Here is a 25751-nt window from a genome sequence, read left to right on the forward strand (position 1 = left end):
GATAATCATTGTTTTTATTGTTCTGTATTCGTTCCTTGCCTGAAACTCAGTTTCTCATTGATAGGTGTCACTTCGTTTAAATCGGCAAGTAAATCGTAAATGTGGTGTTCCCTGGCCAGCTCTCAACATCGATTTTTCCGTTGTGCTGGTCGATCAGGTTCTGAGAAATGGATAGTCCCAGCCCTGTGCCGCCTTCACGGCCACTGACCATGGGGTAGAACAGGGTGTCTTTTAATTCATCGGGGATGCCCGGACCGTTATCGCTGATCTCAATACGTGCCGCGAGTTTGTGTCGCTGACCATGAATGTTGGCTTGATGCACCGTTCTGGTGCGAATAGTAATTTTTCCTGAATCTTGTGCCTTTAAAATCTGCGCCGCATTGCTCACGATATTGAGCATCGCCTGTTCCACCTGCGCTGAGTCCATCACTATTGGTGGCAGGCTTGGATCGTAGTCTCGCTCAATCGCCAGTGTGGATCCGGACTCGAGCTCGACCAACTGTCTGACTTTTTCGAGTATCTGGTGGAGGTTCTCTTCAGACTTGGTTCCCGGCTTTTGTGGGCCAAGTAGGCGGTCGACCAGAGCGCGCAAGCGGTCGGCTTGCTCAATAATGATCTGGGTGTATTCATTCAGCGACTGATCGGGAAGCATCTTTCCAAGTAATTGCGCTGCCCCTCTTAAGCCACCTAAAGGGTTCTTTATTTCATGAGCTAAACCGCGCACTAACAGCTTCGCCGCTTGTTGTTGCGCATGTTGGTTTAACTCTTGGCTAAGGCGCCTTTGCTGGTCTATCTTGCGCATCTCTACGAGCAACAGGGTTTCACGCTGCCAGGTAATTGGACTAACCGTCACCTCAAGCATCAGCGGGCGGTTGTCGACGACAAAGGTCACGTCACTGTCGGTAATGCTCTGGCCGCTTTGTAGAGGTTGCGTAAGCAGTGCTAAGTCGAGCGAGGCGTGTTGGATAAGTTGACTTAGTGGGTGATCAACAATGCGTCTCGCACTTTGTGAAAAGAGTTGTTCAGCCGCCGGGTTGGCGTATCGCACGTATAACTGTTCATCGAGCATCAATGTCGAAGTCACCATATTGTCGAGAATGGCGTTGGAAAGATGGTGTGTATCTATGCTGTCGCTTTTGGCTGATCGATTCACTGTTTCGTCCTTGAACTGGTGTTTTTCTTACTGCACCAAATTGGTGCGTAGCTAAGTTCAAGTATGGCGCATATCAATCAGAAGCTAAAGATAATTCATAAAAGTCGCGAAAAGCTGCTGAGAACAGGCAAAAATTGATGTTATTCAGTCTCTTTTAACCTATTGGCCTACTTGATCGTCGCTCGATGTAAATACACGGTGACTGGACTAGTAGATGCAATAAGCTTGCCGCTTCTATGTGCTTGAATTGCAATGGTGTGAGTGCCACGATCGATATCTTTCAACTGCCAGTTGGGTTGGGTTTGTGGTGCGCCATAGCGTCGCCCATCGAGCATCAATTGCAGCTGCTCGCCAATGCCCAGTTTACGGTTGAGTTCGATTTGAATTGAGATGAAGCCACGATTACTGCGGATAGTTTGGTCGTGAATGGGAGTGAGCATAGTAAGAGCTAATGGCGCTGGGACTTCTCGCTCGGTCTGTTGTGCTTTTGGTTGCTCTTGGCTTGGAATAGCCGAGGCGCTTTGATCGTCAACGGGTTTCGATGGCTCGAATTTAGGTGCGGGTGCTGAGGCTTGAACATCCGGAAGCTCAAGAGACTTAGCGCCCTTGCCTGTCGGTGTATCACTAAAATGAAGTACGCCATCTTCACCTACCCAAGTATAAACTGTTTGAGCAGAGCATGAGAATGCGACTGTTAACCCGAACAGGAACAGTATTTTTTTCATATGGTTGGCCCCTTTCACCGTTAGGTGATTTCACGTTTGGCGTTGGTTTGTTATTGATTTTATTGTATTTAGCTCGACAGCCTCTGAGGGCTTTTGTCTATTTTCTAAGGCATGTTACGAAGAAGGAGAGGTTGGGAGAATATAAAAAAGGCCCGCCTGCGAGGCGAGCCTAATATTTAGTCAGCGATTCTTACATGATTGCAGTAAGAGAGCTTATCTACCAGAGATTAAACAGAGTAGTACAGTTCGAACTCAAGTGGGTGAGTTGTCATGTTTACTTTCTCTACATCTTGAGACTTAAGGTCGATGTAAGAGTCGATGAAGTCGTCAGAGAATACACCGCCAGCTGTTAGGAACTCACGGTCAGCGTCTAGACACTCTAGAGCTTCTTTTAGTGAGTAAGCCACTGTTGGGATTTCTGCCGCTTCTTCAGCTGGTAGGTCGTATAGATCTTTATCCATAGCTTCGCCTGGGTGGATCTTGTTCTTAATACCGTCAAGACCAGCCATTAGCATTGCTGAGTAGCATAGGTATGGGTTCGCTGCTGGGTCACCAAAACGTAGCTCGATACGACGTGCTTTAGGGCTTGGTACCACTGGGATACGGATAGAAGCAGAACGGTTACGTGCAGAGTAAGCAAGCATAACTGGAGCTTCGAAGCCTGGTACAAGACGCTTGTACGAGTTAGTTGATGGGTTAGCAAATGCGTTGATAGCGCGAGCGTGCTTGATTACACCACCGATGTAGTAAAGTGCCATTTCAGATAGGCCGCCGTACTTATCACCAGCAAACAGGTTTACACCGTCTTTTGCTAGAGATTGGTGAACGTGCATACCAGAACCGTTATCACCAACTAGTGGCTTAGGCATGAATGTCGCTGTTTTACCAAATGCGTGAGCAACGTTGTGTACAACGTACTTGTAGATTTGAGTTTCGTCAGCTTTCGTTGTTAGCGTGTTGAAGCGAGTTGCGATTTCGTTTTGACCCGCAGTTGCTACTTCGTGGTGGTGCGCTTCTACAACTAGGCCCATCTCTTCCATTACTAGACACATTGCTGAACGGATGTCTTGAGATGAATCAACTGGAGCTACTGGGAAGTAACCGCCTTTAACGCCTGGACGGTGACCTTTGTTACCGCCTTCTACGTCAGAACCTGTGTTCCATGCTGCTTCGATGTCGTCGATCTTGAAGAAAGAACCTGACATGTCAGTTGCAAATTTAACGTCGTCAAATAGGAAGAACTCTGGCTCAGGACCTATTAGAACTGTGTCTGCGATACCTGTAGAGCGCATGTACTCTTCAGAACGTTTTGCGATTGAGCGTGGGTCACGGTCGTAGCCTTGCATAGTTGCAGGCTCTAGAATGTCACAACGGATGTTTAGCGTTGCGTCTTCTGTGAATGGGTCTAGAACAGCAGATGATGCGTCTGGCATCATTACCATGTCAGATTCGTTGATGCCTTTCCAACCAGCTACTGAAGAGCCGTCGAACATTTTACCTTCTTCGAAGAAGTCTGCGTCAACTTGGTGAGAAGGAATAGAGATATGCTGCTCTTTACCTTTAGTATCTGTAAAGCGTAGGTCTACAAATTTAACTTCGTTCTCTTGGATCAGCGATAGTACGTTTTCTACTGACATCTTGGATAACCTCCAGTGTTATTAATTTGGTATTAGCTCGATTCGGTTGAAACTAGCATTGATTAATGTCTAACAAGTGCATTAATCGATGCTGATTTATCTATAGCCAAAAGCGTGCCAAAAAAATTATTCCATTAATTTCAATGTGTTACTTGTTTTGCTGTTTCGCCTGTCTCTAGTTTTGCACCAAAATGATCTTTGGTTGCACCATATTGGTGCATTTGTTTGTCGATGCACCAATATGAGACAAAAGCGAACACCATTCAGCAATGAATTGCAGACATTGTCAATCCACTTTTGTTATTTAGCCGGAGTTTTGGCGAGTTACTCGCGTACGAGACTTTTTAGAATCCTACAGATTTTGCTAGCCAACACTGTACTGAATCAAAGTTAAGCCAATGTGAATCGCTAACTAAGAAAAAAGCCTTGGTTCAGATCACATATTTCTGGGTTTTTGTCTAGAATCTGGTATATTATTGACCGTTTTTTTAATCAAGCTAGTGGCATTTCCTCTATTTTCAGAGGTCATTTGCGGCTACTTTTATGAGTGAATCGAGAATCCATGTCTACTCCACAGATTGATAAGTTAAGAAATATCGCGATCATCGCGCACGTTGACCACGGTAAAACGACTTTGGTTGATAAACTGCTACAACAGTCAGGCACTCTTGAGTCTCGTGGTGAAGCTGAAGAGCGTGTCATGGATTCGAATGACATCGAAAAAGAGCGTGGCATTACCATTCTTGCTAAGAACACAGCAATCAACTGGAATGATTACCGTATCAACATCGTAGATACCCCGGGACACGCGGACTTCGGTGGTGAAGTTGAGCGTATCATGTCTATGGTTGACTCTGTTCTACTGATCGTTGACGCAGTTGACGGCCCAATGCCTCAAACTCGTTTCGTAACGCAAAAAGCATTCGCACACGGTCTTAAGCCAATCGTTGTAATCAACAAGATTGACCGCCCAGGCGCTCGCCCTGATTGGGTTATGGATCAAGTATTCGACCTTTTCGACAACCTAGGTGCGACTGATGAGCAACTAGACTTCACAGTTGTTTACGCTTCAGCTCTAAACGGTTGGGCAACAATGACTGAAGGCGAAACTGGTACAGACATGGAACCACTGTTCCAAGCTGTTGTTGATACAGTAGACGCGCCAGCTGTTGACCTTGACGGTCCACTACAAATGCAAGTTTCTCAACTAGATTACAGCTCTTACGTAGGTGTTATCGGTGTTGCACGTGTTACTCGTGGTTCTGTTAAGCCAAACCAACAAGTATCTATCATCGGCGCTGACGGTAAGAAGCGTAACGGTAAAGTAGGTACTGTACTAGGTTACCTAGGCCTTGACCGTCACGAAGTTGAACAAGCTAACGCTGGTGACATCATTGCAATCACTGGTCTTGGTGAGCTTAAAATCTCTGACACTATCTGTGACGTGAACAACGTTGAAGCGATGACTCCGCTTTCTGTTGATGAACCAACAGTAACAATGACGTTCCAAGTAAACACTTCTCCGTTCGCGGGTAAAGAAGGTAAGTTCGTAACTTCACGTAACATCCTTGAGCGTCTAGAGAAAGAACTAGTACACAACGTTGCACTACGTGTTGAACAAACAGACGATCCAGACCGTTTCCGTGTATCTGGTCGTGGTGAACTTCACCTTTCTATCCTGATCGAGAACATGCGTCGTGAAGGCTTCGAGCTAGCAGTATCTCGTCCAGAAGTAATCATCAAGAAAGATGAAGATGGCAACCTAACAGAACCGTTTGAAACAGTGACTATCGATGTGCTTGAAGAGCACCAAGGTGGCATCATGGAAAACATCGGTCTACGTAAAGGTGAGCTAACTGATATGTCTCCAGATGGCAAAGGCCGTGTTCGCATGGACTTCATGATGCCTTCTCGTGGTCTTATCGGTTTCCAAACTGAGTTCCTAACGCTAACGTCTGGTTCTGGTCTTCTTTACCACACGTTCGATCACTACGGTCCACACAAAGGTGGCGTAATTGGTCAACGTAACAACGGTGTTCTAATCTCGAACGCAACCGGTAAAGCTCTGACTTACGCACTATTCAACCTACAAGAGCGTGGTCGTCTATTCGCTGAGCACGCAGACGAAGTATACGAAGGTCAAATCATCGGTATTCACAACCGTTCAAACGACCTGACAGTAAACTGTCTGAAAGGTAAGCAGCTAACGAACGTTCGTGCATCTGGTACTGATGAAGCACAGGTTCTTTCGCCACCTATCCGTCACACTCTAGAGCAAGCTCTTGAGTTCATCGACGAAGACGAACTAGTAGAAGTAACGCCAGAAAACATTCGTATCCGTAAGAAGCTTCTTACTGAAAACGAACGTAAGCGTGCAGCACGTCCAGCTAAAGCTTAATTGCTCGCTGACTAGCTTCTAGCTAAGTAAATAAGAAAGCCCTGAGTAGCCAAGCTACTCAGGGCTTTTGTTTTTTTAGTTAGCTAAGATACGAGTAAACGAGATGCGGGATACGAGGAGCGTGTTTAGACTGGAGATAACCAGGTACTAAGAGGGTGAGTATCTTCGGTGCCCGTTCTCTTTTATCCATTTCCTGTCATCGAATCGTCATTCCAGAATTGAGGAACGAAATATCTGGAATCTCTCTTAGATATACACTGGCAGCAGGCAAGATATGCTCACTAAGTTAGAGCGTAGCTTTGATTGCTAGCTGACTTTCAACGAACAGCACTCGCTCAGCGACCGACATAAACGGCACTTCAACTACCTCATAACCAAGCTCTTGATAGACTCTCACCAGCGCGTGGTGAATCTCTAACGCTTCTTCGAATGGATAAGGGCGCACTTCATCTTGAACATAAATGGAAGCCTCTGGGCGGCAGAAGAAGACTTGTGAGTGATAGCCTTGGCTCGCTTCTCGGTAGGTCGCATCTATCTCTAGGCTAGCCTGAGCCAAATAGCCACAAATGTCCGGAATAGCGCGATCGAGAAAGGCAATCGGATGTTGATTAGCTTGACCCTTTTGCTTGCTCATTACACCTAGACAAAGCTCAGCAAAGCCGGGAAGGTCTACCCAAGGTAAGATACCGCCTTCAAGCTGACTTTGCTGTTCTATTAACTGACGAGAGGACTCTGCGAAGGTGGGGTAACCCGTATCAGCCAATGCATTAATCAGAGTAGTTTTTCCGGTGCCAGGGCCGCCAGTTATAATGATTGGATTCATACGGGCTTATCTTGTTTTGTCTTTTTAGGCGTTACTTCTGATTGAGTTGAGCAAGGAACTTATCCGACTCAGCAATCGCTGCATTCATCTGTTTGATCGCGTACGCGATGTCTTTTTCTAGACTCATAAACTCACCTTGCAGTGAACCAACCGCACTCGCATTGAGGTTGTGTTTTAGATAAAGGGTGTTGTCGCGCAGAGTATTGAGCACAGGATCCATCTTCTTCTCTGCACGCTTCATAGCTGACAGCATGGTTTGGTAAGACGATTTAGTTTCACGCAGTTTTTGCTCACTCGAACGACGTAGGGAATCACTGGTGTAGAGATCGAGCTCGGCTTGCCACTCTTCAAACAGCGCATCAGACACATCTTCAATCGCAGCGATTCGGTCAGTCACATTTTGCGCTGCTTTTTCGCTGTCTTGGTATTTATCGTTTATCTTGTTGTACATGTCTTCTAGGTCGCCGCCACTGAAATTAGTCAGGCTGCTGAGCGCTTCAAGTGCGCTGGTAAACTCTTCCTGAGCATCCTGCTGCGACTCTTTTGCATCTTCTACTCTGTCGACCATGATGTCACGTTTGTGATAACCCACTTGTTCCATTGCAGAGTAATAAGCGGATTGGCATCCAGTAAGAGTAAAAATAGAGAGGACTATAACTATTAAATAAGGCATCCTTGTTTCCTATAGTTAAATAATATCAATCGTAGTAAATAACTTACTCACTTTGGTTGGTATAACGGATTATTAATTAAAACTATGAACGAGTTACCAGGGAGTTACAAGTTGAAGATAAGAAAGGTCGGCATACTTAGTATCCAGTATTTTCGCTACCTCTTAGCGCGTATGACGCATGATCGAGTCAATGTGAATGCGGGCTATTTGGCGTACATTACTTTGCTTTCAATCGTACCCATGTTGACGGTTTTGCTCTCTATCTTGTCATCATTTTCCGTGTTCGCGGATGTGGGTATCGTGATTCAAAACTTCATCATTACTAACTTTGTTCCAGCGTCAGGGGATGCGGTGCATGGTGCCTTGTTGGAGTTTGTCGCCAACACGGGCAAGATGACGGCGGTTGGTAGTGTGTTCTTATTTATCGCTGCGCTGATGCTGATCTCTAATATCGATAAGAACTTAAACTACATCTGGCGTGTGACCGAGAAGCGACGTGCAGTATTGTCTTTCTCGATGTACTGGATGGTGCTCACTCTCGGGCCAATCTTGGTGGGAGCGAGCATTGCAGCCACCTCATATGTGACATCACTAAGTTTGCTGCAAAACGAAGTGGTGTCTAGTGCTTTTAATACTCTGATTCGCAAACTCCCTCTGATTCTCTCTTTCTTTGCGTTCTTTGGTTTATACCTATTGGTACCTAATAAGAAAATCCACTTTTCTCATGCAGCTGCTGGCTCTTTGGTGGCGGCATTACTGTTCGAACTCAGTAAGAAAGGCTTCGCTGCTTACATCACTCAGTTCCCTTCATATCAGGTGATCTATGGCGCATTGGCGGCGATCCCGATTCTGTTTGTTTGGGTTTATTTATGCTGGTTGATAGTGCTGGTGGGGGCTGAGGTGACGGCTGCGCTCGGTGAGAAGGAAGAGTGGAGTGAGACGCAAAAAATAATGGTACACTCCACGGATAACGACAAAATCACAGAGCAAGGAAACAACAGTGATAGCACTGATTCAGAGAGTAAGTGAAGCTGCCGTCCGTGTTGATGGCGAAGTAGTTGGTGAGATTGAACAAGGCTTATTAGTACTATTAGGCGTAGAAAAAGGTGACGACGAAGCCAAAGCGAAACGTTTGATGGAACGAGTGACGACTTATCGTGTCTTTGGAGATGAAGACGATAAAATGAACCTCAACGTGAAGCAGGTGAATGGCAAGGTGCTAGTAGTTTCTCAATTCACACTTCCAGCCGACACCAAGAAAGGCACACGAGCAGGCTTTTCTCGTGGCGCTCACCCAGAAGATGCCGAGCGTCTTTACAATTATTTCTCTGACCAATGTGAATCAGTATTGCCAACGGAACGTGGCCGATTTGCAGCCGACATGAAAGTGTCTCTGGTTAATGATGGCCCAGTAACATTCTGGCTGCAGGTTTAAGCTTAAAGGAATAAGCATGTTTAAACTCATAACCCCAACCACCGAAAATCAACTGAACAAGTATTACCATTTTCGTTGGCAGATGTTGCGTGAACCTTGGCGAATGCCAGTGGGTTCCGAGCGTGACGAATACGATGGCATGAGTCACCATCGCATGATTGTGGATGGTCGAGGTCGTCCGATGGCGATTGGTCGTCTGTATATCACCCCAGATCTCGAAGGTCAGATCCGCTACATGGCGGTAAAAAACTCTCGCCGTAGTAAAGGCATGGGCTCACTGATTTTAGTCGCACTAGAGTCGCTGGCTCGCCAAGAGGGCGCTAAGCGCTTGGTGTGTAACGCGCGTGAAGATGCGATTTCATTCTATGAAAAGAACAGCTTTGAGCGTCGTGGTGAGATTAACGACCAACGTGGTCCTGTTCGTCACCAACAGATGGTGAAGCCGCTTGATCCAATGGCAGATGTTCTGCGCAAACCTGAATGGTGTAATGAACTTCAGCAGCGTTGGGAGCATCAGATCCCTATCAGCGATAAGATGGGTATCAAGATAAACCAGTACACAGGTTATCAGTTCGAGTGTAGTGCTCAGCTGAATCCAAACCTGAACCCACACAACACCATGTTTGCTGGCTCAGCTTTTACGCTGGCAACCTTAACTGGCTGGGGGATGACATGGTTACTGATGAAAGAGCGCGGCCTAACCGGTGACATCGTTCTCGCAGACAGTAATATTCGCTACCGTCATCCGGTCGAGCAAAACCCTGTCGCCTCTACTTCTTTAGACGGTATCAGTGGTGACTTGGACCGCCTTGCATCAGGCAGAAAGGCGCGTATTATTATTCACGTGACCATTCATAGTGGCGACGTGGAAGCGGTAGAGTTTACCGGAACTTATATGTTGATCCCTGACTACAAGAAGATCCTGTCGAGTGACAGCAAGGTGAGCGAATAACTTCACGCTTGCTTGATGATAGCTTGAGTTATGAATTGAAAGCGCTACTCCTTTGGAGTGGCGCTTTTTTGTTGGCAGTTATTAATCGCTGTGTACTCCGGTTGATCAAGTTTGCCAGAGACTTGGTTGCATGGGTCGGACAGCATAATTGAGAGAGAGTGTTGCTCTGCTTTGAGTAGGTCTAGCTCTCCAGAAGCCTCACCATTGAGCGTTTGAACTCTTTGTGAGCCTTCCTCTACGGCCGATGCACCAATAATGTGCATCGGTTCTAGTGTGAAGCGACCACGGTCAAAATTCGCGCTGAGTTCAGGGATTTCAAACACGTTATCGGTCGAGGTTTCAGAAAGCTTATCGTTAAAGGTCATCACACCCTGGCGAACGCTGCCTTTAAGTTGACCTGTGGTTGAATAGCCCAACATGAGCGAATCACCGTAGAGACCAGAAGCTTGAAGCTCAAACTCACTATAACCTGTTGCATCGAGTGGTAAGTCGAGTTGCTGCAACATGGGTGAGATAGGCAAGCCATCGGCTGAGATGTCTATGCTCCATGGCTTACTGATTTGGTTAAAATCGAGTGTCGCATTAGCTTCAATGTAGCCATTTCTGAGAGGTGCAAACAGACGTGTCAGCGTCCATTTCCCTTGTTCGCTATTCATTTCAACCACAGGCTGTGCGCTGAGAATATTTTTGTAGCTGGCATCATTGGCGCTCGCCATCAGCTTCCCTTGCCACAAACCTAGCTTTCTATCTTGAAGCAGTTGAACTTGGTGTCCTTCAATGTGCAGCCCAGAGACTTGCCAGTAAGGCTTTTGTGCAAGCTGGATAAGTTGGGTGCGTTCTACATTCAATCGTTCTATAGAGATTTGCTGAAGCTCTTTAAGCCAAGGTAATAGGCGCATGGCTGGCAGAGTTTGATCTTGGTTTTCTGTGACCCATTTAATACCTTGCAGATCGAGCTGCGCTAATTCAATGCTGCTGGGCGTGACTTCGCCGTTGAGCTGAACGGTGCCTTGCAGGACTTGAGCGTAGAAATCTTCAATCTGTATCTGGTTTGGCTCTAGGCTTAGCTTGATATTTGGCTCGACAAACATGTCATCATCAACAGTGACTCCTTCGGCTTGCAGAGAGAAAAGCGCTTTCTGTTGTCTCCACAGTTCGAAAGGTAACTTGATGTTTTCTAATGAAGCATCAAAGGCTGCAAGGTGCCCGCTTGGCCATTCGATGTCGCTGCGTAAAATGTCTAAGCTGTTGATATGGTTTATACGAATGCCCGCTACGTCCCATACTTTGCTTAATAGGCTCTGAGTTTGCTGCTGGCTGAGGCGTAAGCCATCAACGGTAACATTCACTAGTGACCAATCATGCTGATACTGTTCTGCTTGTCCTGAAATTTTGGCACCGCGCCATTCAAACGAAGCGCCATAAAGTGTGCTGTCGCTCGGTTTTAGGTCAAGGTCGATCAGAATGTTATCGAAGGCTTCGCCTTGCCAATAGAGTTGCGAAGCGGAAAGTTGGGTTTTGCCGTAAGGCAGCAGTGTTTGATTATTGCTAAAGGTTGGCTCGGCGATCTGCAGATCGATGCCTCGCACATTAAAGCTGTTGGTCGAAAAGTCCAGATTATTGAGCGCCAATTGGCGGAGCTTGAGGTTTTGCTCGGTTAATAGTGGTGAGAGCGCTTCGAGATCGCTCGCTTCCAACTGGATACCACTGATTAATACAGAGTCTAAGACGAGTGTGGCTTCAATGAGAGAGTCAGGGCTGAACCAGAGATCGACCTTATCGATATACAGAGGTGGTTGCTTTTCTGGTTGGGTATAGGTGATTCCCATTAGGGTGATGTGATAAGGCGCTTGATACTCGACATCTTCAATGACCACCGGTTGGTCAACCGTGTGTTTGATAAAAAAGTTAGCAACATCCGCACGGTATTGAGTTTGTAGGCTTAATAGCAACGCTGCGATAGCCGCAACGGCGATAGCCAACACAATGCCGAACACCATGAATACCTTTTTCATTCCCTGAAAGCCTTACATTTCAATAGTCTTAAAACAGAGTGGAACAAAAAGGGACAAGCATCAACAAAAAAGCCCCTCAAAAGAGGGGCTTGCTACAAAAATATCGTTTTAAATGGGCGTTCGCTTTTGGCTTAGCCCGAGCAGATGCTTGGATTAGTCGAGTTGTGGACCAGCCGCAACCAGTGACTTACCTTCAGCGTTGTCAGTGTACTTATCAAAGTTGTTGATGAAGCGCTCTGCTAGATCTTTCGCTTTGCTTTCCCATTGTAGTGGGTCTGTGTACGTGTCGCGTGGGTCTAGGATCGCTGGGTCAACATCGTGCAGCGCTAGAGGCACTTCTAGGTTGAACATAGGGATAACCTTAGTTTCAGCCTGGTCGATAGAACCATCTAGGATAGCGTCGATGATGCCACGCGTATCTTGGATAGAGATACGTTTGCCAGTACCGTTCCAACCTGTGTTTACTAGGTAAGCTTCAGCGCCTGCTGCTTCCATGCGTTTCACAAGTACTTCAGCGTACTGAGTTGGGTGAAGCGTTAGGAACGCCGCGCCAAATGCTGCAGAGAAGGTTGGAGTCGGCTCTGTGATACCGCGCTCTGTACCTGCTAGTTTCGCTGTGAAACCAGATAGGAAGTGGTACTTCGTTTGCTCTGGAGTCAGTTTAGAAACTGGTGGTAGTACACCAAATGCATCAGCAGTCAGGAAGATAACCTTTTGAGCGTGACCTGCTTTTGATACTGGCTTAACGATGTTGTCGATGTGGTGAATCGGGTAAGAAACACGAGTGTTTTCTGTTTTAGAACCGTCATCAAAATCGATAGAACCATCGCCACGAACCGTTACGTTTTCTAGCAGTGCATCACGACGGATTGCATTGTAGATTTCTGGTTCTGCTTCTTTAGAAAGACGGATCGTCTTCGCGTAACAACCGCCTTCAAAGTTGAAGATACCGTCGTCATCCCAACCGTGCTCATCATCACCGATTAGTTCACGTTTAGGGTCTGTTGATAGCGTTGTTTTACCTGTACCAGATAGGCCGAAGAATACCGCTACATCGCCTTTCTCGCCAACGTTCGCACTACAGTGCATTGAAGCAATACCTTGCAGAGGAAGTAGGTAGTTCATCATTGCGAACATGCCTTTCTTCATCTCACCGCCGTACCAAGTACCACCGATGATTTGAACTCGCTCTGTTAGGTTGAAAGCAACGAAGTTCTCAGAGTTTAGGCCCTGTTTTTCCCAATTAGGGTTGGTTGTTTTAGCACCGTTCATTACCACGAAATCTGGCTCGAACGTTGCCAACTCTTCGTCTGTTGGACGAATGAACATGTTCTTAACGAAGTGCGCTTGCCACGCTACTTCAGTGATAATACGTACACTTAAGCGTGTATCTGGGTTAGCACCACAGTAACCGTCAATCACAAACAGGCGCTTGCCAGATAGCTGAGTTGTTACAAGCTCTTTTAGCTCATTCCATACTTCAGTTGTGATCGGTTTGTTATCGTTTTTGCCTTGATCTGACCACCACATGGTATCGCGGGTCGTGTCATCTTTAACAATGTACTTATCTTTCGGTGAGCGGCCAGTAAAGATACCAGTGTCAACAGCAACTGAGCCTAGTTCCGTTACTACGCCTTTTTCGTAGCCTTCCAAACCAGGCAGCGTTTCTTCAACGAATAACTGCTCGTAGCTAGGATTACGAAGAACTTCGGTAACGCCAGTAAGTCCGTGCTTAGTTAGATCAATTTGTGCAGCCTTAGTATGTTCCATAACGGTCATAGGTGCTCCTTGTAGGATATTTTGTAGGGATTTTGTATTAATTTTTTATTGTTATCTGCTCACCATGCTAGCAACGAGACTCGGGGGAAACAGGGATACAGCTCAAAAAATATCCATATTAACCATGGGGTTTAAGTGTCTCGTCACATATTGGCCTAACTAGTCTATCCTGTACGCAAACCTTTGCGCTAGGGGCGGGAACATTATTAATTGATTAAAATTAAGCGGTGATTTTATTACGAGATGTTACGAAGTTTGCGCTATTTTGATCACAAAAAAGGCCAGCTTAGTGCTGACCTTTTTGGGGTAAATTACGTGTTTTTGGTACGACGTAAATTAATGAACCGTATTGCTGCCTTTATCTGCTGCTTCTGCATACAGTGCATCAACATCGTTCTTATCGAACGAGTAGTTTGTGCCACAGTAATCACAGTGCAGAGCAACGCTTCCTTCGGTGCTTAGGATGTCGTAAATCTCTTCTTGAGCAACGGTAATGATCGCTGCTGCGCTTCGTTCACGAGAACAACCACAGAAGAACTCAACCGGTTGTGGAGTGAACAGCTGTACTTTCTCTTGGTTGTACAAACGGTAAAGCAGTTCGTTTGCTTCAAGAGAGAATAGCTCTTCGTTTTTCACTGTGTCTGTTAGTTGCTCTAAGTGCTCGAAGTCATTTGGAGTACCTGTGCCATCAGGCATAACTTGCAGCAACATACCTGCAGCGTGTGCTTTGCCTTCGTGCTCACCAGTACGTAGCCATAGACGAGTCTTAAGCTGCTCAGAGTTCGCGAAGTAACCTTCAAGTACTTGAGCTAGTGTGTCGCCTTCAAGACCAACGATACCTTGGTAGCGTTCACCTTTCTTAGGATCGATAGTGATCACTAGGTGGCCTTTACCCATTAGGTCGTGTAGACCTGCGTCGTCGGCAATTTCGCCTTCAAAGCGAGCAACACCACGGATCTTCTGGTTATGGTCGCCATTGATAACTGCTAGAGATACCGGGCCATCACCTTGCAGCTGCATAGTGATAGAGCCTTCAAATTTTAGGGTCGCAGTTAGTAGCGTAGTTGAAACCAATAGCTCACCCAGCAGTTTTTGTACTGGAGCTGGGTATTCCTTGCTAGAAATAATCTGTTGGTACGCTTCATCCATTTGTACCAATTCACCACGTACTGATAGGTCTTCAAATAGGTAGCGATTTAAAACATTGTTTGCCATTTGGCTATTCCTTCTAGCTTATTGATGCTTGAACTTGATGATGTCACGACGTTGCTTTTTATCAGGGCGACGCTCTGGAGCTGGGTTATGTGCATGCAGTTTACGCTGTTTTGCAAACTCTTCTCTTTTTGCTAAGCTCTCGGTGGTTTCTTCATAGAGGGTTTGAGCGATCGGTGCTCCACCACGATGGGCTGAGATTTTCTCGATCGTTACCGTCTTTTCTTCATTACCTTGGCGCAGTGTAATAACTGCCCCAAGTTCGACAATCTTACTTGGCTTGCTGCGCTGACCATTATAGTGGACTTTGCCACCATCGACCATGTTACGAGCAATAGACCGAGTTTTGTAAAAGCGTGCTGCCCACAACCATTTATCGAGTCTGACAGCTTCATTAGAAGTTTTCATATAGGGCTGTGCCTTATTAAGTGAGAAATGAATGCGGTTTAACTGTAGTGAACAGTGCGCAACATGTTTTTGATGATGCTTATCACATTAGGTAGAAGTTTTATGTGGAGGCGGCTAGCATTTTTTTCAAGTCATATTGCAAAATCGCTATGTAATGCCGATTTATCGATTTGCTATGATATAGTTCAAGATCTTATGCTTATATAAGCTCGGTATCGAACGAATGAATAAAAAAGCTGAAAGTTTAATAGTTTGCAGCGTTTGTTGTCATGAGAAGGGGCAAGGGAAGTGAACTTTTTAGAGCTCAAAAATCGTATAGGAAATTCTCCTATGTTGAGCCGCTTATTAGATAATGGATTTGTGCTTCAGCAGAAACTGAGTATCGCCACTTGTTGTGTACTCATTGCCGCTTCAGCATGGATTTTAGGACAACTTGTCTGGTTTGTTGAACCTGCCGAGCAAACGGTTGTGCCTTGGAAAGCAATGGTGTCGTCGTCTGCTACGCCTCAGTCGACTCTCGATATCTCTTCTTTACAACAGAGCAACATGTTTGGTGCCTATAACCCAAGCAAACCCGCAGTGGTTGAGCAACAAGTGATTCAAGATGCCCCCAAGACACGCCTTAACCTCGTCTTGGTTGGTGCGGTTGCCAGTTCTAATCCTGAATTGAGCTTAGCGGTGATTGCCAACCGTGGTACGCAAGCGACTTATGGGATCAATGAACAGATAGAAGGCACCAGAGCTAAGCTAAAAGCCGTGTTAATCGACCGCGTGATCATTGATAACTCAGGTCGTGATGAAACGCTGATGCTAGAAGGTATTGAGTACAAGCGTTTAGCGGTATCAGAACCTGCACCACGTCGTGCCTCTTCAGTTCGTGGTAATAACCCGGCTTCTGCAGAAGAGAAGCTTGATGAGATTAAAGCGAAGATAATGAAAGACCCGCAACAAATCTTCCAATATGTTCGATTGTCTCAGGTGAAACGCGACGACAGTGTGATCGGTTATCGTGTGAGCCCTGGCAAAGATTCAGAACTTTTTAACTCTGTTGGGCTCCAAAACGGAGATATTGCCACTCAGTTAAATGGTCAAGACCTGACAGACCCAGCCGCTATGGGCAACATATTCCGTTCAATCTCAGAACTGACAGAATTAAATCTGGTCGTCGAGAGAGATGGGCAACAACATGAAGTGTTTATTGAATTTTAAAACTTTACGTCTAATGAAAGACGAAAGTGTAGGAGAAGTACGTGAAGCATTGGTTTAAGAAAAGTGCATGGTTACTGGCAGGAAGCTTAATCTGCACACCCGCAGCCATCGCTAATGATTTTAGTGCCAGCTTTAAAGGCACTGATATTCAAGAGTTTATTAATATTGTTGGCCGCAACCTTGAGAAAACGATCATCGTTGACCCATCGGTGCGCGGAAAAATTGATGTGCGCAGTTATGACGTACTCAATGAAGAACAATATTATAGCTTCTTCCTCAATGTATTAGAGGTTTACGGCTATGCGGTCGTTGAAATGGACTCAGGTGTTCTGAAGATCATCAAGGCTAAGGATTCTAAAACCTCTGCCATTCCTGTTGTCGGTGATCGTGATTCTATCGCGGGCGACAGCGTAGTAACACGCGTTGTTACCGTTCGTAATGTCTCGGTTCGTGAGCTTTCTCCTCTGCTTCGTCAACTGAACGATAATGCGGGCGCGGGTAACGTTGTGCACTACGACCCAGCGAATATCATTCTAATCACTGGTCGTGCGGCGGTCGTAAACCGCTTAGCGGAAATCATCAAGCGTGTTGACCAAGCCGGTGATAAAGAGATCGAGGTGGTTGAGCTAAAGAATGCTTCAGCCGCTGAAATGGTGCGTATTGTTGATGCGTTGAATAAAACCACCGACGCGAAGAACACACCAGCATTCCTACAACCTAAGCTGGTGGCCGACGAGCGTACCAATGCAATTCTTATCTCTGGTGACCCTAAGGTTCGTAGCCGTTTAAGAAAGCTGATTGAGCAACTTGATGTCGAGATGGCAACTAAGGGTAATAACCAAGTTATCTACCTTAAATATGCAAAAGCAGAAGACTTAGTCGATGTACTGAAAGGCGTGTCGGACAACCTGCAATCAGAGAAGCAAACTTCAACTAAAGGCAGCTCATCTCAACGCGATAAAGTCGTGATTTCAGCGCACAGCGATACTAACTCGTTAGTCATTACCGCACAGCCAGATATCATGAACGCGCTACAAGATGTGATTGCTCAACTAGATATTCGTCGTGCTCAAGTATTGATTGAAGCCTTGATTGTTGAAATGGCAGAAGGTGACGGCGTTAACCTTGGCGTGCAATGGGGTAACCTAGAAACGGGTGCCATGATTCAATACAGCAACACCGGCGCATCGATCGGTCAGGTTATGGTTGGCTTAGAAGAAGCCGAAGACAAGACAGTTGATAAAGTTGTTACGCCAAGTGATGGTTCAAAGCCTTACACTGTGCAAGAGACAGAGCAGGGTGATTACTCGACTTTAGCTTCCGCTCTTGCTGGCGTAAACGGTGCCGCAATGAGTGTGGTGATGGGCGACTGGACAGCTTTGATCAGTGCAGTTGCGACCGATTCAAACTCAAATATCCTATCGTCTCCAAGCATTACTGTGATGGACAATGGCGAAGCGTCGTTTATCGTTGGTGAAGAAGTACCGGTTCTTACTGGCTCGACGGCGGGCTCAAGCAACGACAACCCATTCCAAACGGTTGAGCGTAAAGAAGTGGGTATCAAGCTTAAAGTGGTTCCACAAATCAACGAAGGCGACTCAGTTCAGTTGAATATTGAACAAGAGGTGTCGAACGTATTGGGTGCGAACGGCGCAGTCGATGTTCGTTTTGCCAAGCGTCAGCTAAATACTTCAGTGATTGTTCAAGACGGTCAAATGCTGGTTCTTGGTGGTCTAATTGATGAACGTGCATTAGAGAGTGAGTCTAAGGTGCCACTATTGGGCGACATCCCGGTGCTCGGTCATCTATTCAAATCAACCAGTACTCAGGTTGAGAAAAAGAATCTAATGGTATTCATCAAGCCAACCATCATTCGTGATGGCATGACAGCCGATGGTATCACTCAGCGTAAATATAACTTCATCCGCGCTGAACAGCTGTATAAGTCAGAGCAGGGCCTTAAACTGATGGCAGACGATAACATCCCAGTGTTGCCTAAATTCGGTTCAGAGAGGAATCATCCGGCTGAGATCCAAGCATTCATCGATCAAATGGAACAAGAATAATGGCTGAGTTGATAGGGGCGGCACGTACTTATCAGCGCTTGCCGTTTAGCTTTGCGAACCGCTACAAAATGGTGCTCGAGTATCAGCACCCAGAACGTGCTCCGACATTGTATTACGTTGAGCCTCTGAAATCGGCGGCGATCATCGAAGTAAGCCGTGTGGTGAAAAATGGTTTTACGCCACAAGCGATCAGCGTAGACGAATTTGATAAAAAGCTGACAGATGCTTATCAGCGTGACTCGTCAGAAGCGCGTCAGCTAATGGAAGACATTGGTGCTGACAATGACGACTTTTTCTCGCTAGCAGAAGAGTTACCGCAAGATGAAGACTTGCTTGAGTCAGAAGACGATGCCCCAATCATCAAGCTGATTAATGCGATGTTGGGTGAGGCGATAAAAGAAGGTGCTTCGGATATCCATATCGAAACCTTTGAGAAGTCGCTTTCGATTCGTTTCCGTATTGATGGTGTGTTGCGTGATGTTCTCGCGCCAAGCCGTAAATTGGCGCCGCTGCTCGTGTCGCGAGTAAAGGTTATGGCGAAGTTAGATATTGCGGAAAAACGCGTGCCACAGGATGGTCGTATCTCACTGCGTATTGGTGGTCGGGCAGTTGACGTTCGTGTATCAACCATGCCTTCATCGCATGGTGAGCGCGTGGTAATGCGTCTGTTGGATAAAAACGCGACTCGCCTAGACCTTCATAGCTTGGGTATGACGGCAGAGAACCACGAGAACTTCCGTAAACTGATTCAGCGTCCGCACGGTATTATCTTGGTAACGGGTCCAACGGGTTCAGGTAAATCCACAACCTTGTATGCAGGCCTGCAAGAGCTAAACAGCAACGAACGCAACATCCTTACCGTTGAAGACCCAATCGAATTTGATATCGATGGTATCGGCCAAACACAAGTAAACCCTAAGGTGGATATGACCTTTGCTCGTGGTTTACGTGCGATTCTTCGTCAAGACCCGGACGTGGTAATGATTGGTGAGATCCGTGACTTAGAGACTGCTGAGATTGCGGTTCAAGCCTCTTTGACGGGTCACTTAGTAATGTCGACCCTCCATACCAATACCGCAGTAGGTGCCATTACGCGTTTACGTGATATGGGTATCGAACCATTTCTTATTTCCTCTTCACTGCTTGGTGTGTTGGCGCAGCGCTTGGTTCGTACCTTGTGTAACGACTGTAAAGAACCGTACGAAGCGGACAAAGAGACTAAAAAGCTTTTTGATTTGAAGAAGAAAGACAGCCTAACGCTTTATCATGCCAAAGGGTGTGAGGCGTGTAACCATAAGGGTTATCGCGGCCGAACCGGTATTCATGAGTTGCTAATGGTCGATGAGTCAGTACAAGAGTTAATTCACAGCGAAGCGGGTGAGCAAGCGATCGAAAAAGTGATACGTGGCACAACCCCAAGTATTCGCGATGATGGCCTAGCTAAGGTTCGTCAAGGTATTACTTCACTAGAAGAAGTGATGCGTGTGACCAAGGAAGTCTAGTATGGCGGCATTTGAATACAAAGCACTGGATGCTAGAGGCAAAAGTAAAAAGGGCTCGATTGAAGCGGATAACGCTCGTCAGGCTCGTCAGCGCATAAAAGAGCAAGGTTTGATGCCGGTTGAAATGACCGAAGCTAAAGCGAGAACAGTGAAAGGCTCAACGCCATCGACCAGCTTTAAGCGTAGCATCAGTACATCAGACCTTGCTTTGATTACTCGCCAAATTTCCACTCTAGTACAATCCGGTATGCCGTTGGAAGAGTGTTTGAAGGCCGTAGCGGAGCAATCGGAAAAGCCTCGCATTCGAACTATGTTATTGGCAGTTCGCTCTAAAGTGACGGAAGGCTACTCGCTAGCAGATAGCTTAGCTGATTACCCGCACATCTTTGATGAACTGTTTAGAGCCATGGTCGCGGCTGGTGAGAAATCTGGGCACTTAGACGCGGTACTGGAGCGATTAGCCGATTACGCGGAAAACCGCCAGAAGATGCGCTCTAAGCTGCTGCAAGCGATGGTCTACCCTGTTGTACTGGTGGTGTTTGCGGTGACTATCGTTTCGTTCCTACTAGCAACCGTAGTACCTAAGATTGTTGAACCTATTATTCAAATGGGGCAAGAGCTTCCTAAGCCCACCCAATTTTTATTGGCATCGAGTGAATTTATCCAGGATTGGGGCATCCAATTACTGTTGCTGATCATTGGTGTGATTGTGTTGATTAAGACTGCGCTTAAAAGACCGGGCGTGCGTCTAAATTGGGATCGCAAATTGTTGAGTATCCCGTTGATTGGCAAGATAGCGAAAGGCATTAATACCTCTCGTTTTGCCCGTACACTTTCAATCTGTACTTCAAGTGCGATTCCAATCCTTGAAGGGATGAAGGTTGCGGTTGACGTGATGTCGAACCACCATGTGAAACAACAAGTCTTGCAAGCATCAGATAGCGTGAGAGAAGGGGCAAGCCTGCGCAAAGCGCTTGATCACACTAAGCTCTTCCCGCCAATGATGCTGCACATGATTGCCAGTGGTGAGCAGAGTGGTCAATTAGAGCAGATGCTGACTCGTGCAGCTGATAACCAAGACCAAAGCTTTGAGTCGACGGTAAATATTGCGTTAGGCATTTTTACCCCAGCACTTATTGCTCTGATGGCGGGCTTGGTACTGTTTATTGTGATGGCGACTCTGATGCCAATGCTTGAAATGAACAACTTATTGAGCGGCTAACACTGTTCGTAGAGCGTTTTTGGATTATCGAGAAGAAGGACAACATTCCCCTCGAATCGTTGTCTGTAATTTGGAGAAAATAATGAAAAATAAAATGAAGAAACAATCAGGCTTTACCCTACTAGAGGTGATGGTGGTTGTGGTTATCCTTGGTGTGTTGGCGAGCGTTGTTGTACCTAGCCTATTGGGTAACAAAGATAAAGCTGACCAACAGAAAGCCATCACAGATATCGTGGCGCTAGAGAATGCGCTAGATATGTACAAACTGGATAACAGCGTGTATCCAACAACGGATCAAGGTCTTGATGCACTGGTTTCTAAGCCAAGCAGCCCAGAGCCACGTAACTACCGTGATGACGGCTACATCAAGCATTTACCAAACGACCCATGGGGCAACGATTACCAATACCTAAGCCCTGGTGACAACGGCACGATCGACATCTTTACTCTTGGCGCAGATGGCCAAGAAGGCGGTGAAGGTATTGATGCGGATATCGGTAACTGGAATATGCAAGATCTTCAGTAAGCTAAGGCTTGATGTCGTTAGTTGATAGTAGGACGCAAACAGATGGAGTCTGCAAGGTGAAAGCTAAGCACAAACAGCCAGGTTTCACCTTGATTGAGATTCTGCTGGTGTTGGTATTAATATCAGTAACAGCGGTCGCTGTAATTGCGACCATTCCTACCAATAATAAAGGTGCCGCAAAAAAATACGCTCAAAGTTTCTATCAACGAGTTCAGCTACTCAGCGAAGAAGCGATTTTGAGTGGCCTGGATTTTGGTATTCGCATCGATGACAAGAAATCGACCTATGTTCTGATGACGCTGAAGTCTGAAGGCTGGCAGGAAGTCGAATTCGAAAAGATACCCTCTTTAACAGAGTTACCGGAAGATCTTGCTCTATCACTCAGCTTAGGCGGTGGCGCATGGGCAGACGATGATCGGTTATTCAACCCAGGAAGCTTATTTGATGAAGATATGTTTGCTGACCTTGAAGAAAAAAAGAAGCCTAAGCCACCACAGGTTTTCATCTTGTCGAGTGCTGAAGTGACACCATTTACACTCTCTTTCTACCCCAACACAGGCGATACCATACAAGATGGCTGGCGTATTAAAGTGTCGGATAATGGTGTGATTCGATTGTTAGAACCAGGAGAAGAAGATGAAGAGGAATAACCGTTCTCCTTCTCGCTCTCGTGGTATGACGCTGCTTGAGGTGTTGGTGGCGCTTGCGATCTTTGCTACTGCGGCGATCAGTGTGATTCGCGCCGTAACCCAGCACATCAATACATTGAGCTATTTAGAAGAAAAAACCTTCGCGGCTATGGTCGTTGATAATCAAATGGCTTTGGTGATGTTACACCCGGAGAAGCTGAAAAAGACACAAGGCACGCAAGAGCTAGCCGGTCGAGAGTGGTTTTGGAAAGTTACCCCAATCGATACGACCGATAATATGCTAAAAGCTTTTGATGTGAGTGTGGCAACTAATAAACAAGCTTCTCCAGTCGTTACGGTGCGCAGTTATGTGGTCAACTAAAAGCGTGTGGTCAACTAAGAGAATGCGGTTAGTTAAAAGCATGATGGTAAATAACAGTGTGCCTCGCAAACAAGGGCTATCTTCAAAAGGGAGAGGCTTCAGTCTAATTGAGGTGCTTGTTTCGATTGCTATTTTCGCCACGCTGAGTATGGCGGCCTATCAAGTAGTGAATCAAGTGCAGCGAAGCAACGAGCTTTCAACAGAGCGCAGTGCTCGTTTGAACCAACTACAGCGCAGTTTAGTTATCTTAGATAATGATTTTCGCCAGATGGCAGTGCGACAATTTCGTACTGATGGTGAAGAAGCATCATCTAAGCTCATCATAGTGAAAGAGTATTTATTGGACTCCGATAGCATAGGTGTGGTGTTTACTCGTCTTGGCTGGCACAACCCACAGCAACAGTTTCCTCGTGGTGAAGTGACAAAAGTGGGCTACCGTCTTAAAGAAGAGACGCTTGAACGCCTGTGGTGGCGCTACCCAGATACAACCGCAGGGCAGGAGGCGGTCATCACCCCTTTGCTTGATGAGGTTGAGAACTTGGAGTTTGAGTTCTACGATGGAAAGCGTTGGGGCAAAGAATGGCAAGGTGATAAGTCGTTACCAAAGGCGGTGAGGCTTAAGCTGACATTAAAAGATTATGGTGAGATAGAGCGAATTTACCTGACACCAAGTGGTACCCTAGATCAGGTTGGTGGTGATTCAAACAGTGACTCTTCAAGCCGTAACTCCTCAGACAGTAGCGAGGGGGACGGTGATGCGTCGAACTAGTCAGCCTGTACTAACAAGACGATCGCTAGGACGTAAGCAACGTGGCGTCGCGCTGATCGTTATCATGATGTTATTGGCGATAATGGTAACCATTGCAGGTAGCATGTCGGAGCGCTTGTTTACTCAATTCAAACGTGTTGGTAACCAGCTGAATTACCAACAAGCTTATTGGTATAGCATTGGCGTTGAAGCGCTCGTACAAGATGGTATCAGGCAAAGCTACAAAGACAGTGATACGGTCAACCTAAGTCAGCCATGGGCACTGGAAGAGCAGGTGTACCCATTAGATTATGGGCAAGTTAAAGGGCGTATTATTGACGCGCAATCTTGTTTTAATCTCAATGCATTAGCGGGAGTGGCAACCACTTCCAGCAACCAGACACCTTATTTAGTGACGGTTTGGCAAACCTTATTGGAAAACCAAGACGTTGAGCCTTATCAAGCTGAGGTTATCGCGCATTCAAGCTGGGAATTTGTCGACAGCGATACTCGAGCAACCTCTTCGGCAGGCGTCGGGGACAGCACCTATGAGGCGATGAAACCACCTTATGTCACGCCAAATGGTTTGATGGCGGATGAGTCTGAGCTGAGAGCGGTGTATCAGGTGACTGGTGAGGTTATGAATAAAGTGCGTCCTTTTGTGTGTGCCTTACCGACCGATGATTTTCGACTGAATGTGAATACATTAACTGAGCAACAAGCGCCGTTATTGGAAGCGATGTTTGCACCTGGCTTAAGTGAGTCGGATGCAAAACAGCTTATTGATAAACGCCCGTTTGATGGCTGGGACACTGTGGATGACTTCATGGCCGAGGGCGCCATTACCGCGGTCAGTGCTGACGTCAGCAAAAAAGCAAAAGCATATTTAACTGTAGATAGTGCCTATTTTGAGCTAGATGCAGAGGTTTTAGTTGAGCAATCTCGTGTACGTATACGAACGCTTTTCTATAGTAGTAATCGAGAAACAGTGACGGTGGTACGCCGTCGTTTTGGAGGAATCAGTGAGCGAGTTTCTGACCGTTCGACTGAGTAGCGAACCACAGAGCCCTGTGCAGTGGTTAGTTTGGTCGACAAGCCAACAAGAAGTGATAGCAAGTGGCGAACTGTCTAGCTGGGACCAGCTGGATGAGTTAACACCTTACGCTGAAAAACGCAGTTGTATCGCTTTATTACCGGGAAATGAGTGCTTAATTAAGCGTGTTGAGATCCCGAAAGGTGCTGCTCGCCAGTTCGATTCTATGCTGCCGTTTTTATTAGAAGACGAAGTTGCGCAAGATATCGAAGACTTACACCTGACCGTTTTAGATAAAGATGCAACCCATGCCACTGTGTGTGGTGTTGAGCGTGAGTGGCTTAAGCAGGCGCTGGATACCTTCCGCGAAGCGAACATTATCTTTCGTAAAGTACTGCCAGACACCTTAGCCTTGCCTTTAGAAGAGCAGGGCATCAGTGCGCTGCAGATCGACCAACATTGGTTATTGCGTCAAAGCAACTATCAAGCAGTGTCGATCAATGAGGCGTGGATAGCGATGTTCTTACAAAGCGATTGGGTTGCCTTAGATGACGAAGAGCAGTCACCAACGATTTTTAGCTACACCGCACTGCCAAGTGATGACATTCAACAGCAAAGTGGCATTGAGTGGCAAGCTAAGCCTGCTGAACTGGTGATGTCTTTACTGAGCCAACAAGCCATCACAAGTGGCGTAAACTTACTGACTGGCACCTTTAAAACCAAATCTTCATTCAGTAAGTACTGGCGTGTATGGCAAAAAGTAGCGATCGCAGCTTGTTTGCTGGTGGCGGTGATCGTCACTCAGCAAGTCTTAAAGGTTCAGCAGTACGAAGCACAAGCCGAAGCGTACCGAACGGAGAGTGAACGTATTTTTAGAAGTGTACTTCCGGGCAAGCAACGTATTCCGACGGTCAGCTACCTTAAGCGCCAGATGAACGACGAAGCTAAGAAGTATGGTGGCTCGGGTGATGGTGATTCCTTACTTGGATGGCTAGCGTTACTGCCAGAAACTTTAGGACAAGTGAAAGCCATCGAAGTGAATAGTATTCGCTACGACGGCAACCGCTCAGAGGTGAAATTGGAAGCGAAAAGTTCTGACTTCCAACATTTCGAGACTGCGCGAGTGAAACTTGAAGAGAAGTTTACCGTTGAGCAAGGGCCATTGAATCGTAATGGTGATGCCGTATTTGGTAGCTTTACCCTTAAACCCCGTCAATAAACTGC

The 25751-nt window shown here is 46.4% G+C and carries 23 protein-coding genes; 14 read left to right on the top strand and 9 right to left on the bottom strand.

The features are described from left to right. Positions 1-76: 76 nt before the first annotated feature. The 3 genes from glnL to glnA form a co-directional block, all read right to left on the bottom strand. Positions 77-1153, bottom strand: coding sequence for a nitrogen regulation protein NR(II) (glnL, locus tag JC606_RS06055; protein ID WP_061033103.1), 1077 nt, complete (start codon positions 1151-1153; stop codon positions 77-79). A gap of 167 nt (positions 1154-1320) precedes the next feature. Continuing rightward, positions 1321-1878, bottom strand: coding sequence for a DUF4124 domain-containing protein (locus JC606_RS06060; protein WP_198778223.1), 558 nt, complete (start codon positions 1876-1878; stop codon positions 1321-1323). A 227-nt stretch (positions 1879-2105) separates the two neighbouring features. Further along, entirely contained in the window at positions 2106-3515 is a 1410-nt protein-coding gene (gene glnA, locus JC606_RS06065) for a glutamate--ammonia ligase (RefSeq protein WP_004741473.1), read from the bottom strand. A 562-nt stretch (positions 3516-4077) separates the two neighbouring features. Between glnA and typA the strand changes: the two genes are divergently transcribed. Further along, positions 4078-5913: a translational GTPase TypA gene (gene typA, locus JC606_RS06070; protein ID WP_008218470.1), complete on the top strand. Its 1836-nt coding sequence runs from the start codon at positions 4078-4080 to the stop codon at positions 5911-5913. 286 nt (positions 5914-6199) lie between these two features. On the opposite strand, the gene JC606_RS06075 is transcribed toward typA, so the two are convergent. Both JC606_RS06075 and JC606_RS06080 read right to left on the bottom strand, forming a co-directional pair. After that, the gene (locus JC606_RS06075; RefSeq protein WP_198778224.1) at positions 6200-6736 is read right to left on the bottom strand and encodes an AAA family ATPase; all 537 of its coding nucleotides are present in this window, start codon (positions 6734-6736) and stop codon (positions 6200-6202) included. Positions 6737-6767: 31 nt separating this feature from the next. Then, the gene (locus tag JC606_RS06080; RefSeq protein ID WP_137406366.1) at positions 6768-7409 is read right to left on the bottom strand and encodes a DUF2959 domain-containing protein; all 642 of its coding nucleotides are present in this window, start codon (positions 7407-7409) and stop codon (positions 6768-6770) included. 84 nt (positions 7410-7493) lie between these two features. Here JC606_RS06080 and JC606_RS06085 point away from each other — a divergent pair, with 84 nt between their 5' ends. The 3 genes from JC606_RS06085 to JC606_RS06095 are packed head-to-tail and all read left to right on the top strand — an operon-like array spanning position 7494 to position 9796. Continuing rightward, on the top strand, positions 7494-8438 hold the full coding sequence (locus JC606_RS06085; protein ID WP_137406365.1) for a virulence factor BrkB family protein: 945 nt from the start codon (positions 7494-7496) through the stop codon (positions 8436-8438). Continuing rightward, positions 8410-8844: a D-aminoacyl-tRNA deacylase gene (gene dtd / locus JC606_RS06090; protein ID WP_004741469.1), complete on the top strand. Its 435-nt coding sequence runs from the start codon at positions 8410-8412 to the stop codon at positions 8842-8844. The genes JC606_RS06085 and dtd overlap by 29 nt, the downstream gene beginning before the upstream one ends. Before the next feature lie 16 nt (positions 8845-8860). Then, entirely contained in the window at positions 8861-9796 is a 936-nt protein-coding gene (locus JC606_RS06095) for a bifunctional GNAT family N-acetyltransferase/hotdog fold thioesterase (protein ID WP_004741468.1), read from the top strand. 44 nt (positions 9797-9840) lie between these two features. Here the strand turns inward: JC606_RS06095 and JC606_RS06100 are convergent, their stop codons facing one another. From JC606_RS06100 to hslR, 4 genes are all read right to left on the bottom strand, one after another. Further along, the gene (locus JC606_RS06100) at positions 9841-11811 is read right to left on the bottom strand and encodes an AsmA family protein (RefSeq protein WP_233090127.1); all 1971 of its coding nucleotides are present in this window, start codon (positions 11809-11811) and stop codon (positions 9841-9843) included. Positions 11812-11964: 153 nt separating this feature from the next. Next, positions 11965-13590, bottom strand: coding sequence for a phosphoenolpyruvate carboxykinase (ATP) (pckA, locus tag JC606_RS06105; RefSeq protein ID WP_137406363.1), 1626 nt, complete (start codon positions 13588-13590; stop codon positions 11965-11967). 336 nt (positions 13591-13926) lie between these two features. Beyond that, positions 13927-14805 carry an Hsp33 family molecular chaperone HslO gene (gene hslO, locus JC606_RS06110; RefSeq protein ID WP_061033109.1) on the bottom strand — a complete coding sequence of 293 codons (879 nt, stop codon included), beginning with the start codon at positions 14803-14805 and terminating at the stop codon, positions 13927-13929. 18 nt (positions 14806-14823) lie between these two features. Continuing rightward, complete coding sequence (gene hslR, locus JC606_RS06115) at positions 14824-15210, bottom strand: ribosome-associated heat shock protein Hsp15 (protein ID WP_004741464.1); 387 nt, start codon at positions 15208-15210, stop codon at positions 14824-14826. A gap of 330 nt (positions 15211-15540) precedes the next feature. Here hslR and gspC point away from each other — a divergent pair, with 330 nt between their 5' ends. From gspC to gspL, 10 genes are all read left to right on the top strand, one after another. Continuing rightward, complete coding sequence (gspC, locus tag JC606_RS06120; RefSeq protein WP_198778225.1) at positions 15541-16419, top strand: type II secretion system protein GspC; 879 nt, start codon at positions 15541-15543, stop codon at positions 16417-16419. A gap of 41 nt (positions 16420-16460) precedes the next feature. After that, positions 16461-18485: a type II secretion system secretin GspD gene (gene gspD, locus JC606_RS06125; RefSeq protein ID WP_198778226.1), complete on the top strand. Its 2025-nt coding sequence runs from the start codon at positions 16461-16463 to the stop codon at positions 18483-18485. Next, positions 18485-19987 carry a type II secretion system ATPase GspE gene (gspE, locus tag JC606_RS06130; protein WP_198778227.1) on the top strand — a complete coding sequence of 501 codons (1503 nt, stop codon included), beginning with the start codon at positions 18485-18487 and terminating at the stop codon, positions 19985-19987. The genes gspD and gspE overlap by 1 nt, the downstream gene beginning before the upstream one ends. Before the next feature lies 1 nt (position 19988). Beyond that, positions 19989-21209: a type II secretion system inner membrane protein GspF gene (gspF, locus tag JC606_RS06135; RefSeq protein ID WP_198778228.1), complete on the top strand. Its 1221-nt coding sequence runs from the start codon at positions 19989-19991 to the stop codon at positions 21207-21209. A gap of 82 nt (positions 21210-21291) precedes the next feature. Next, positions 21292-21735 carry a type II secretion system major pseudopilin GspG gene (gene gspG, locus JC606_RS06140; RefSeq protein WP_198778229.1) on the top strand — a complete coding sequence of 148 codons (444 nt, stop codon included), beginning with the start codon at positions 21292-21294 and terminating at the stop codon, positions 21733-21735. 56 nt (positions 21736-21791) lie between these two features. Further along, positions 21792-22385, top strand: coding sequence for a type II secretion system minor pseudopilin GspH (gene gspH / locus JC606_RS06145; RefSeq protein WP_198778230.1), 594 nt, complete (start codon positions 21792-21794; stop codon positions 22383-22385). Continuing rightward, positions 22372-22746 (top strand): type II secretion system minor pseudopilin GspI, encoded by a 375-nt coding sequence (gene gspI / locus JC606_RS06150; protein ID WP_198778231.1) that lies wholly within the window; start codon positions 22372-22374, stop codon positions 22744-22746. The genes gspH and gspI overlap by 14 nt, the downstream gene beginning before the upstream one ends. Then, the gene (gspJ, locus tag JC606_RS06155; RefSeq protein WP_198778232.1) at positions 22733-23515 is read left to right on the top strand and encodes a type II secretion system minor pseudopilin GspJ; all 783 of its coding nucleotides are present in this window, start codon (positions 22733-22735) and stop codon (positions 23513-23515) included. The genes gspI and gspJ overlap by 14 nt, the downstream gene beginning before the upstream one ends. Next, positions 23502-24548 carry a type II secretion system minor pseudopilin GspK gene (gene gspK / locus JC606_RS06160; RefSeq protein WP_198778233.1) on the top strand — a complete coding sequence of 349 codons (1047 nt, stop codon included), beginning with the start codon at positions 23502-23504 and terminating at the stop codon, positions 24546-24548. The genes gspJ and gspK overlap by 14 nt, the downstream gene beginning before the upstream one ends. After that, a complete protein-coding gene (gene gspL, locus JC606_RS06165; RefSeq protein ID WP_198778234.1) occupies positions 24517-25746 on the top strand; it encodes a type II secretion system protein GspL in 1230 nt (409 codons plus the stop codon). Before gspK ends, gspL begins: the two co-directional genes overlap by 32 nt. Positions 25747-25751: the final 5 nt, after the last annotated feature.

The sequence above is a fragment of the Vibrio sp. IB15 genome (assembly GCF_016406055.1).
Taxonomy (GTDB): Bacteria; Pseudomonadota; Gammaproteobacteria; order Enterobacterales; family Vibrionaceae; genus Vibrio; species Vibrio chagasii.